Origin of the sequence: Kitasatospora sp. Root107 (assembly GCF_001424875.1) — a bacterium.
Classification (GTDB): Bacteria; Actinomycetota; Actinomycetes; order Streptomycetales; family Streptomycetaceae; genus Kitasatospora.
Genome location: NZ_LMCT01000006.1, coordinates 98,077 through 108,828, shown reverse-complemented (window position 1 = coordinate 108,828; position 10,752 = coordinate 98,077). Strand labels below are relative to the sequence as shown.

Below are 10,752 nucleotides of genomic sequence, written 5' to 3'. Positions count from 1 at the left end.
GTTGGTGGCGGCCTGGTGGGGGAGCTTGGCGATGTGCCGAACGCGCCAGGTCAGCACGGCGGTGACCGAGTCGGCGCTGTCCAGCTCTCGCCAGGATCGGGTGCGATCCAGCAGGGTCTGCGGGTCGTGCCCGGCGGCCTCGGCCTCAGCGAGGGCTGCGGCCAGCGCGTCGAACTCCGGCTCGGCCAGTAGCTGGCGTGCGCCCTCTCCCGGTACCGCCCGGCGAAGTGCCTGCTCCTGGCGTTCGCGTACCGCCTTGGGCAGCTGACGGCCGCGCTCACGCAGGGTTGCCATCGGCTGCGCTGCGGCTTGGCGGTAGGCGGCGCGCAGGTGGTCGGCCGCCGCGCGGGCGGCTGCGGCCTGCTGACGGTGGCCCTGTTCGGCGTGCCAGCGGCCGGCTGCGATCACCANGGTAGGCGGCGCGCAGGTGGTCGGCCGCCGCGCGGGCGGCTGCGGCCTGCTGACGGTGGCCCTGTTCGGCGTGCCAGCGGCCGGCTGCGATCACCAGCAGGACCAGCACCGACAGCAGGGTGGCCGCAGCGGCGCCGTCCGGGCCCCGGTTGCTGGTGGAGCCGCCGGACAGTACCGCGCGGGCGGCGGCCCGCACCGTGCGGGAGCCGGAGTTCGCGGCTCGTACGTGCGAACGCGAGGCCCGCTCGTAGGCCCGGGCTGCGGCCAGCAGCTCCTGCTTCTGTCCGGACAGGGCGGTCGCCGCCAAGGCGTCGAGGACCTCACCGGTTGCCTCGACCACGCCGGCCGCGTCCTCGGGTTCGCCGCCGAGCAGGTCGATTGCCTCCACTGCGGCGTCCGCCGTCCGCAGGCGTGCCGTAGCTGCCGGGGAGCGCCGGCCTGCTGGCGTCCGGCCACCGCTCTCTCCGGTGGAGGGGCGGCTCTCGGCCGCACGGTCGGCGACGGGCACGGCCAGGCGTCGGCGGATCTTGGGCAAGGTCAGGTCGGGGGCGAGCTTGTAGCCGCCGAACCAGACCGGCTCGCGTGCGCCGTCGCGCTCACCGACGGCCGCGACGCTGTATCCGAGGGTGTCGCCGGAAGGGCCGATCTTCCGGTTGACCAGCACCCCGGCCGTCTCCAGCCGGGAGAAGAACTCCTCCTCGTCCCGGGCGCCGGCCAGGGCCTGGCGGACCGCGTCGCGCAGCTGCTGCCGACTGGTGTCCGGCCGGGACAGCCGCTGGGCCTTGTGCTTCTCGCGGTTGGTCGCCTCTTTGGCTGACGTGCCGTCGCCAGGGTTGAGCTCACGCAGCCCCCACTCCTTCTCGATCTTGCGGCACTCCGCCTGGGCCCTGCGGAAGTCGAACTCGATGTCCGCCTTCAGCAGGTCACCGCGCACGATGGTGGCGGCGATGTGGATGTGGTCGTCCGCGTGACGCACGGCGACCCACCGGCAGCCGTCCGGGTCGCCCTCCTCGGCGACACGGCGGGCCGCCTCCGCCCACTCCTCGTCGCTGAGCAGCCGGTCTTCGGGAGCGGTCCGGATCGAGCAGTGCCAGACAGGCTTCTTCAGCGCCCGCTTGGAGCCGCGCTGCTCGACCCTCATATCCAGCGCCGTCTGGAGCTGCTTGAGGGAGGCGTTCGGATCGCGGCCCGGGTCGGGAGCGAAGCCGTCCCAACTGGCCACGAGATGCGGGTCGGTGTGCTCGTCGCGTCGGCCGGGACCGTAGAGGTAGGCCAGCAGCCCGTACGTCCGCGACCCCCGGGTGATGTTCGGGTTCAGGTCTTCTTCCGATCCTTCAGAAGGGCAGCCGCCACGGCGTCCAGGGTGGCGATGGTGCTTCGAACTGTGGCCAACGCGGCGACCAGATCTGTCGGGTGCGGGAGACCACCGGAGTTGAGCTCCCGGGCGATCTGGTTGACGTTGTTGCCGACCCGCGCGGCCTGCCGGCGCGAGGCGGCGAGCTCGTCGATCGCGCGGTTGAGCTGGTCGTTGGTGTCGCGTGGGGCGTCAGGTCGGGATGCGGCGCTGAGGGCAGCGCTCGCGACGAAACGGGCGACGGTCTCAGCACGCTCGGAAGCGGCACGGCGTATCTGTGCTTGCTCGTCGCTGCTCACGCGGATCGTGAGAAAGCGCTGGCGCTGCTGTGGTTCATGGAAGCGGCGACGTGGACGACGGGCGATGGTCGGCTCGTCGGCGACGGGTTCGGCGGTGGTCATCTGGGCTGTTCCTGTCAGTTGTCCTGCCCGCCGATGAGTGTCGAGTCGAGCGCCCCGCTCGGCTCGACACTCGGCCTTCCCCGCCTCTTGGGCGGGGCGAGCCCTTGGAGTGCCCTTTAGGGCACTCCAAGGGGATAGCTCGCTCCGCCGTAGGTGGCAACCTGCCTCTGGTGAGAGCGAGTTGATGGTCGGAGTCGGACCGGAAGGCGGTGAGCTGGTGAGGGTGTGCGCGGCTAGAAGTCGTAGGAGCTGGCCAGGCCACGAGCAGCGAACGCCGCGATCAGGTGGTCCATCACCAGCTCCTCGGTCTGCTCGCTGGTGAGGATCTCGGCCGACGTGGCACACCTGCGGCGTACCTTCCATCGGCCGTCCCCCAGCGGCTCAGCACTGTGGACGTGGCGGTGCTGGGCGAGGACGGCGACGAAATCGGCCACGATGTCACGGTCTGCGAGGACGGTGGTGCTCAAGGGGCGCTCCGTTGAGTGAAGTGGGGGAGAGGAGGAGAGAGGGAACGGCTTAGCGCCCTGGAGGCGGTGGCTTGTCGGTTCGTAGGGCGTGGATGACCTCGGACAATCGGTCGTTGGCGACCGTGAGGCCCTGGGCCCGGATGCCGTCGCCAACCACCCTGCGAGTGATCCGTCCGGCTTCGGCCGCTGCTTGACGCCCGGCCCTCAGCAGCACCGGGTCCACACCGCCTGGACCGTTGGTCGGACCGCTCGGACTTGCCGGTGCAGCCGGACTGTTGGCCGGACCGCTGGCCTCGTCTGGACCGCTCGGACCGTTGGTCTCGTCCGGTGCGGCCGGACCGTTGGCCGGACCGCTCGGACGGACCGGCGGGTGTTGGGTTCTGCGCAGGATCCGGGACGTGATCCGATCACGAAGTCGTGAGCCTCGGCGGTGCGCGGCGAGCTTCTCTTCGGCGGATCTGGACGGTGTCCGGTCGGTGCCGTCGGTGAGTTCCGCTCGGGCGTTCCGGGTGATGGCTTCGCTACGGGTGGGTATGGGTGGCTCGAGGTTCGGAGCATCATCGGCTCCGGCTGGGCGGCCAAATGTGACGGTGGCCGGGATGGTGAGTGAGGGCTGGGCGGCGTCGCTGGCGGGGTCGGCCTGCTCTCCTCCGTGGCGGGTGACGATGATGCCGAGGTGTACCGCGCCGGCGAGGGCGAGCGGGGCGATTGTGCTCAGGGCGCCGACGGCCACGTCGCCGAGGTGCAGTCCGCTGGCTTGGCCGATGTTCTGCTCGTTGAGGCGGACTGCGTGCAGGGCATTGGCCCAGACGCTGGTGCCGGTGGCTCCGAAGAAGAGCGTCCAGGTGTAGGCGCGGGCGGTCCACTGGGCTTCCCGCAGGAGGACCAGCGCTCTGGTTCCGTACGCCACGAAGCCGTCGACTACGACCGGAAACGCGTAAGTGAGCTGCCCCCGGATGTGGATTGCCTCAGCCATCTGCTGGAGCGCGTCGTAGGAGAGCGCGAAACCAACGACGCCGAGGGAGCCGATCGCTGCGATGTCCCAGCGGGAGACGCCGACAGGCCGACGGTTCATGCGGCCACCGCCAGGGTGGGCGCGGCGGCCCGGCGCAGGTCCGCAGCCAGTTCGATTTCCTCGCGTCGCATGGGCACGGGGATCACGTCGAGCTGGGTGGTGGCCTTACGGCGTCGTTTGTGAGCGGCTTTGTAGCCGATGCCCAGGGCGGTGGACCAGGTGCCGGTCGGGACGCCTGCGTCTATGGCGACACGGACCAGGCTCCGCTTCTCGGCCTCGGTCAGTTGCGGCCGGTGGGTTCCGGCGAGGGTGGCGCGGACACGGTCGAGCTCGACGGGTCGTTCCTTGCGGTAGTCGACGATTTCGCGTAGCTGTTCCTCGGTTTGTCCTCCGCGGATCCCGTCCCGCTCTCCGCATTCGACGGCGTCGTTCAGGCATGCGAGGCGGACCGGGCACTGCCCGCACAGGGCGAGGGCCTGGCGGTGGGCCGCCACGCGAGGATCGGCGAAGAAGATGTCGGGGTTCTTGATCCCGGCGCAGGCGGCCTTGAGGCGCCAGCGCGGGGAGCCGCGGTCGAGTTGGTCGTGGGCGGCTTCGAGTTCGTTGACGGCGAAGTTCATTCGGGGATGTCTCCGGTCGCGCCTGGGGGGCGGGCGCGAGGGCAGGGCGTTTCCCGGGGGCGGCTCGGCCGGCCCCGCACGGGATCGCGGGAGGGTTAGAAGGGGGCTTGCGGCGTCGGCGCTTCGGCTGCGGCGAAGGGCGGAACGGTCGGAAGGTGTCGCTGGGCAGAGGGTCCGGCGGATGGTCAGGCGGCGGTCGGCGGGCGGCGGCGGTCCGGGCCGGTGAGGCGCACGTGGCGGCTCATCTCGCGCAGCCGGGAGGAGACGCGCTCGCCGAGGACCTCGCGCAGCTGGGCTGTGGCCAGGTTGGTGGTCAGCATCGTCGGCAGCTGCTCGTTGTAACGGTGGTTGATCAACCGCCAGGTGACCTCTTCGGTGAACTCCGAGGACTTCCCGGCGCCGAGGTCGTCGACGAGCAGCAGCGGCACGCGCAGCAGCTCCTGGAAGTCGCGTTCGCCGTCGTGACCGGGTCTCGGCCGCAGGAGCGCGTGGAGATCGGCCGAGGTGGTGGCGCGCCAGCGCAGTCGGACACCATCGGCGAGCAGGAGTCTCAAGGCTCCGTATGCCTGGTGCGTCTTGCCGGTGCCGGTGGGGCCGGCCAGCAGGAGCGAGGTGGCCTTGGCTATGCCGGGTTGGCCCCCTGGTCCGGGCCGGGCCGCCCGGCGGACCTCGTCCGCCCAGGCGATCACCTCGGGGTGGTCGGCCAGAGCGTCCTGGTAGCGGGCCGGGATGCGGGCCGCCGCAGCGTCCAGGGCTTGGAGCCGCAGCTGCGGCTCGGGGATCTCGGTGCGGGCGACGGCGGCCGGGTCGAGTCCGCGCCGGCGCAGAATCCGGGCTATCGCGCCGCCCAGCGGCTGGGGGTCGATCATCACAGCTCCTCGGCGTAGGCGTCGGCGTCCGGGTTGGTCCAGCCCTGGTGGCGGCCGGGTGATCCGGGTCCGCGCTGTCCGGCCAGGCGGCCGGTGGCGGCGGCGTGGACCAGACTCGGCAGCAGGGTGGGGCCCATGCCGGGCAGACGGGCGAACTCGCGCAGTCCCGCGAGGATCTGCTCCTCGGCGAAGCCTTCGGCGACCAGGGCCTTGATCTCCTTGCCGAGGCGGTCCAGCTCGCTGCGGGGTGGTGCCTGGTCGAACTGCCGCTTGTACTCGATGATCAACCTGGCGGTCGCGCCGGGCGCGGCGGCGCCGCCCCCGTTAGGGGTAGATCCAGGATCCTGGATCCTGGATCCAGTGCCGAGCGGCTCCGCAGTGGTTCGGAGAACTTCCTGAGACAGCCTCTGACCTGTGCTTTTGTCCGCTTCGCTGGTGGCGGCGACCGTGTCGGCCCGCTGGTCGATCACTGGGGCGGGGGAGGGGTGCTGGGCGGGGTCGGCGGGAGCTTGTCTCGGGACGGGGAGGGTTTCTGCGGTCCTGCGGAAGTTCTCCGGAGCCGGGGCAGGGCAGCGCTCGCGCTTGCATCCACCGCACTCCAGTTCGGCTTGGTGCTCCGGGCAGGCTGCTGCTCGGGACTCGGTCCGGTTGCTGATCTTCTGGTGGGCGAGCCACTTCACCGGGTGCAGGTACTTTTTGCCGTCGCAGCCGGTGTACCTGCAGATCAGGCCCTCTTCGGCAAGCTGTCGCAGGTCCTCCTCTACGCCGTCCTGGGTCTGCTCGGTGCGGGTGACCCACAGACGCCCGTAGATGATCCGCGCGTCGTCGCGGAACCGGCCGCGGTCGTCGACCAGGCTGAACAGGCCGCAGAAGGTTCTCTCGGCCGTGAGGGACACGCGGGAGAGCGAGTCGCTGGTGAAGAACTCGGGCTTGATCGTCCTGATGCGCGCCACGGTCAGGCCGCCAGCGGGAGGTCGCCGCCGTCGGCAGCGGCCAGCGCGATCACGTGTCCGGTCGTCAGGTCCAGTGCATGGGCGTATCCGCGGTCCAGCACGAACGCCTGAGTGATCCAGCGGGCCATTGGCTGTCGGATCGCGAGCGGCTGCGGCAGGTGCCGGCCATGGACGTCGTACGCCTCGGCGATGCGGGGTACTCCGCCTTCGGCCGCACTGTGGAGGCGGACTGTCCTGGTGCCGGGGGCAAGGGCCGCCAGGGTATCGGCGAGCGCGAGCGAGGTGGTCGCGACCAGGCGGCCGTTCCGGGGCAAGGACCCGGCTGTACGAATTGAGGAGGACATGCGAGACTCCTGGGCTGTTGGAGCCCGGCCGCGTTGTCAGAGGCGGAGGCCGGTCTTCGGAGGGATCGACGTCCTCGCGATGCGAGAGGCCCGGGAGCGTCAACTCCCGGGTCCTCGCCGAGGACGGCCGAAGTGACTACCAAGCGCTCCGCTGAACAGCGGACCCCCTGGAGAGATGACGCGCAGGCGCCCCCACCAGGGGTTTAGCACTTTAGTTCCCCTTCGGCGCGATCAACGTACACCAAAGTGCGCCCGATGGACACTAAAGTTCGGCTCTCGATGTGCATCTGGGTATGATTGGGCACTAAAGTGCGGCCGTGGGACGATCTGACACGGGAGGCACCGCCATGGCTGGGCAGGCAGACAAGGACAAGGGCCTCGCCCAGGTCGCTGAGCGGCTGAACTACCTGTTCGTGCATCGGCACCCGCAGCAGCGCGACGCCTACTCGGTCGCCGAGGTGGCCGCCGGGACGGGGATCAGCGACACGGCGATCAGACAACTGCGTCGCGGCGAGAAGACGAACCCGACCATCGACACCCTCCTCAGGATCGCTTCGTTCTTCGACGTGCCCCCGACGTACTGGGTCACCGACGAGGCGCCCGAGGCGCTGTTCGCCAAGCGCGACCTTCAGAGCGCGATGGAGAACGCCGGCGTCAAGTCGATCGCCCTGCGCAGCGAGGGGCTCAGCCCGGAGAACATGCGTCTGGTCACTGGCATGATCGACATGGCGAGGAAGTCGCAGGGCCTTCCCGAGATTCCCTCCGAGTAACATTCGCTTCGCCGTTTATTGTTGAACGAAATCTACGCGCGAAGATATGCGAGCCGGGCGGTCGACCTCCGAGCCACGTGAAATCCTCCACCCGCCACGGAAATGGTCGTCTGCCCCGACTTCCAGCCATCTCCCGCCTGATTCGGAACTGAGATGCAAGTCACGATCGGCTTGACGTGCTCGCGCTCACATAGCTTTCGGTAGTGAACTAACCACCCATCACCTGACGGGAATCCCGAGAAGCCGCGATCTTTACGGATAGCAGTCCTATTCACTGCCACGCTCTGTGATCCCGCGGTCTGCTCGGGCCTGCAATGCGACGGGCATCCAAAGATCAACATTAAAACGATCTTTGCGGGATGTGCCTAACATCGTTCCATCGCTGCGAGTCCGGGATTCAGATTCCCGGCTTCCTGGAGCAGTAATCCTTGATCATTTCTGGAGGCGATCGTGCATGCCAGTTCACTGCGATCCGCCTGCGAGGATCGGCTGGGCCGACTGGACCTGCGCCACCGGTTCACCGAAGTGGAGCTGATCCAAGCTGTCTCCGATGAGGTCGGCCGACGGATCGTCTGCGAGCCCCAGGACATGAAGGGTTCCTTCGCCTGCGGGCTTCGCCAGCAGTACGACGACTGCGAGATGATCTTCTACGAGCAGAGCGCGTCGCCGCTGCTGCGCCGCCAGATCATCGGCCACGAGCTGGGACACATCCTCTGGGACCACCAGGGGTCGGTCTCGCGTGCGGACTTCCGGTCGGATTCGGAACTGGCCGCCGAAATCGACTGGAGCTCCTGCCTCGGAATCTCCGCCCGCACCTCCTACGCGACCGCGGAGGAGCAGGAAGCCGAGACCCTCGGCACCATCATCCTCTCGCGCATGTACCGCGCAGCCTTAACCCCCTCGACGCGCCCCGCCGCCGCCACCGAGCGGTGGGACGCGATGTACACCTGACCGACGAGAGAACAGCGCAATGATCAGCATCGTCACTTCCGGCCTGCCCACCCTCCTCCTCCTGGCGGCAGCCTTCTGGATGCGCCCGCGCCGCGGGGGCACCCCGAGACCCTCCAACGCCTCCGCGACCGCGCTGCTCCTCGTGGCCTGGGCCGTTGCCATCGTGGGATTCAACCCGGCCGTCCAAGATGCCGCTGACGCCGTCACCCGCGACCTCGCGAAGCTGGTCTCCAACGCTCTGATGCTCGGCGCCAGCCTCGCGGTCGTCGGCTGGCTTCTCGCCCTCAACTACGAGCCGCAGCAGGCGAAGGCCAAGCTCCGGCCCCGCCTGCTCATGCTCGCCGCCGTGACCGCCGTGATGGCGGTGGCCTTCTTCCTGACGCCGGAGGACCGGCGCTGGAGCAGCCCCTTCACCAACGCGAACTGGGGCCAGGCGCCCGCAACGCTGCACGTGTACACGCTGGCCTACGTGGCCTTCATGGGCCACGCCACCTACGACGCCCTCGCCCAGACATGGCGGCGGAGCACCAAGACCGCCTGGCGCGTCCACCGACTCGGCCTGAAGGCGACGGCCGCCGGTTGCTTCTTCGTGCTGCTCTACCTGCTCTACAAGGTCGTCAACACCGTGGGAAGCCTCGCCAACATCGAGCTGTTCCCCGGCGGCCCGCGCTGCACCACGCTGGTGACGCCCTACCGGTGCGCGTTCAGCTTCACGGCCCCGCTCACCGGCGTGCTGCTGATCACCGCAGGTCTCACCGTGCCCGCGATGCTCTGGCCGCTCGCCAAGAAGCGGCTCTCCCGGTGGGAGCGGCAAACTGCCGACGCACTGCTGCCACTGTGGCAGGACATCACCGCCGTCTGCCCCGACGTCGTACTGCGGACCTTCGGTGGCAGCGCCGAGCCGGACCTCGTACTGCACCGCCGCGTGGTCGAGATGGCCGACGGCATCCTCACCCTCGACGAGTACCGCTCGCGGGCGGTCCAGGCCGCAGCGGCCCGGGCAGTCGCGGAAGCCGGGCACACCGGTACCGAGGCCGAGGCGATCGTCGAAGCCGCCGTGGTCGCCGGCGCGATCCAGGCCGCCCGCTGGGGTGCCCGCCCACAGGCGGATCCGGCTCCCCAAACCGGTGGCGACGCCGCCCGCGAGGGAGACCTGCGCGAGGAGGCCGTTTGGCTACGCTCGGTCGCTGAGCAGTACGTCAGCAGCGAGATCGTCCACCGTACCTCCGCCTCCCACCAGCCCCCGGCGCTCGACGACGCGGCCTAGGAGCACCATGGCTTCCCCCTTCACCGACCCGGCCTTCTACGCGGACCGGTACCCCACCTACGCGGCCCTGCGGAAACGCTCACCTGTACTCCAAGTGCCCATGGACGGCGGCGCCCTCCCGGCCGCAGTGGTCACCGGCTTCGACCAGGCCAGGGCAGCGCTCGCCGACCCCGCACTGTCGAAGGACACCGCCGCGTTCTTCGCCGGCCGCCCGTCAGGGCGCTCCCTGCACCCCGCGCTGGCCACCACGATGCTCAACAGCGACCCGCCCGACCACACCCGGCTTCGCCGGCTGGTCACCCGGGCGTTCACCCCGGCCACGGTCGACGCGCTGCGCCCCTATATCGGCGCGCTCGCCGAGCAGTTGGCCGAGGGCTGGTCCCCCGGGCAGCGGGTGGACCTGGTCGAGAGCTTCGCGGCACCGCTGCCGGTCACCGTGATCTGTCAGCTCCTCGGGGTGCCGACGGCCGACCGGGACGGCATCTGCCAGTGGTCGACGGACCTGTTCGTGACCGGGGACCACCAAAGGATCGACGCGGCCTCCCACTCGCTGGCCGACTACATGGCCGAGCTGGTCGTGGCCAAGCGCAGTGATCCGGACGAGGATTTGCTGTCCGCGCTGGTCGCCGCCCGCGACAGCGACGGTGACCAGCTCAGCGAGCAGGAGCTGGTCTCGCTGGCGGTACTGCTCCTGGTGGCCGGGCACGAGACGACCACCGCCGCGATCGGCAACGCTGTCTTGGCGCTGCTGCGGCACCCCGACCAGCTGGAGCTACTTCGGTCGGCCCCGGACCGGACCGCGGGCGCCGTCGACGAGCTGCTGCGCTTCGACTCCCCGGTCAGCATCGCCACGTGGCGGTGGGCGCCCGAACCGGTCCGGATTGGTGAGACGGACGTGCCGGCGGGCAGTCCGGTGTTCGTCAGCCCCGGCGCCGCCAACCGCGATCCGGCCAGGTTTTCGGACCCGGACCGGCTCGACCTGGAGAGGGAGGCTCGTTCCCATCTCGCGTTCGGGCACGGGATCCACCGCTGCCTCGGAGCGCCGCTCGCACAGGCGGAGGTCGAGATCGCGCTGCGGGTGCTGCTGGAGCGTTTTCCGGGCCTGCGGCTGGCCGAGCCCGCCGATCAGCTCCGCTGGCGGCACTCGCGGCTGGTCCGCGGCCTGGAGTCGCTACCGGTCCTGCTGTAGGGCTACGAGGGTGCTGCTGGATACTTCCGGGAGCACCCTCGCCCTACGGCGGCCCCCAGTCGGGGATCGTGTCCGACAGCGGCCGACACGGTGCCGACAACCGCCGTACCGCTGGCCCTCCCGGCCTTGGGCCACTCTCCG

At 70.0% G+C, this 10,752-nt stretch carries 12 protein-coding genes; 4 read left to right on the top strand and 8 right to left on the bottom strand.

Translation table 11 applies throughout. The features are described from left to right. Positions 1–411: 411 nt before the first annotated feature. From ASC99_RS07530 to ASC99_RS07495, 8 genes are all read right to left on the bottom strand, one after another. Positions 412–1,552: relaxase/mobilization nuclease domain-containing protein (locus ASC99_RS07530; protein ID WP_235583013.1), on the bottom strand; the 1,141-nt coding region annotated here is incomplete at its 3' end. 173 nt (positions 1,553–1,725) lie between these two features. Continuing rightward, the gene (gene mobC, locus ASC99_RS39320) at positions 1,726–2,166 is read right to left on the bottom strand and encodes a plasmid mobilization relaxosome protein MobC (RefSeq protein ID WP_057229677.1); all 441 of its coding nucleotides are present in this window, start codon (positions 2,164–2,166) and stop codon (positions 1,726–1,728) included. 233 nt (positions 2,167–2,399) lie between these two features. Next, a complete protein-coding gene (locus ASC99_RS39315) occupies positions 2,400–2,633 on the bottom strand; it encodes a hypothetical protein (protein WP_057229676.1) in 234 nt (77 codons plus the stop codon). A 49-nt stretch (positions 2,634–2,682) separates the two neighbouring features. Further along, complete coding sequence (locus tag ASC99_RS07515) at positions 2,683–3,708, bottom strand: DUF2637 domain-containing protein (RefSeq protein WP_057229674.1); 1,026 nt, start codon at positions 3,706–3,708, stop codon at positions 2,683–2,685. Beyond that, positions 3,705–4,268: a WhiB family transcriptional regulator gene (locus ASC99_RS07510; protein ID WP_057229672.1), complete on the bottom strand. Its 564-nt coding sequence runs from the start codon at positions 4,266–4,268 to the stop codon at positions 3,705–3,707. The genes ASC99_RS07515 and ASC99_RS07510 overlap by 4 nt, the downstream gene beginning before the upstream one ends. A 185-nt stretch (positions 4,269–4,453) precedes the next feature. Next, on the bottom strand, positions 4,454–5,137 hold the full coding sequence (locus ASC99_RS07505; RefSeq protein ID WP_057229669.1) for an ATP-binding protein: 684 nt from the start codon (positions 5,135–5,137) through the stop codon (positions 4,454–4,456). Further along, positions 5,137–6,090 carry a hypothetical protein gene (locus tag ASC99_RS07500; RefSeq protein WP_057229668.1) on the bottom strand — a complete coding sequence of 318 codons (954 nt, stop codon included), beginning with the start codon at positions 6,088–6,090 and terminating at the stop codon, positions 5,137–5,139. Before ASC99_RS07500 ends, ASC99_RS07505 begins: the two co-directional genes overlap by 1 nt. 2 nt (positions 6,091–6,092) lie before the next feature. After that, entirely contained in the window at positions 6,093–6,404 is a 312-nt protein-coding gene (locus ASC99_RS07495; protein ID WP_157531414.1) for a hypothetical protein, read from the bottom strand. Positions 6,405–6,781: 377 nt separating this feature from the next. On the opposite strand from ASC99_RS07495, the gene ASC99_RS07490 reads away from it, so the two are divergent. The 4 genes from ASC99_RS07490 to ASC99_RS07475 all read left to right on the top strand — a co-directional run bounded on the left by ASC99_RS07490 (position 6,782) and on the right by ASC99_RS07475 (position 10,611). Next, positions 6,782–7,204, top strand: a complete 423-nt coding sequence (locus tag ASC99_RS07490; RefSeq protein WP_057229664.1) for a helix-turn-helix transcriptional regulator — start codon at positions 6,782–6,784, stop codon at positions 7,202–7,204. A 525-nt stretch (positions 7,205–7,729) separates the two neighbouring features. Further along, a complete protein-coding gene (locus ASC99_RS07485) occupies positions 7,730–8,155 on the top strand; it encodes an ImmA/IrrE family metallo-endopeptidase (protein ID WP_157543772.1) in 426 nt (141 codons plus the stop codon). 19 nt (positions 8,156–8,174) lie between these two features. Then, the gene (locus ASC99_RS07480; protein ID WP_057229661.1) at positions 8,175–9,422 is read left to right on the top strand and encodes an MAB_1171c family putative transporter; all 1,248 of its coding nucleotides are present in this window, start codon (positions 8,175–8,177) and stop codon (positions 9,420–9,422) included. Between the two features lie 7 nt (positions 9,423–9,429). Next, positions 9,430–10,611: a cytochrome P450 gene (locus tag ASC99_RS07475; protein WP_057229659.1), complete on the top strand. Its 1,182-nt coding sequence runs from the start codon at positions 9,430–9,432 to the stop codon at positions 10,609–10,611. The last annotated feature ends 141 nt before the right edge of the window (positions 10,612–10,752 follow it).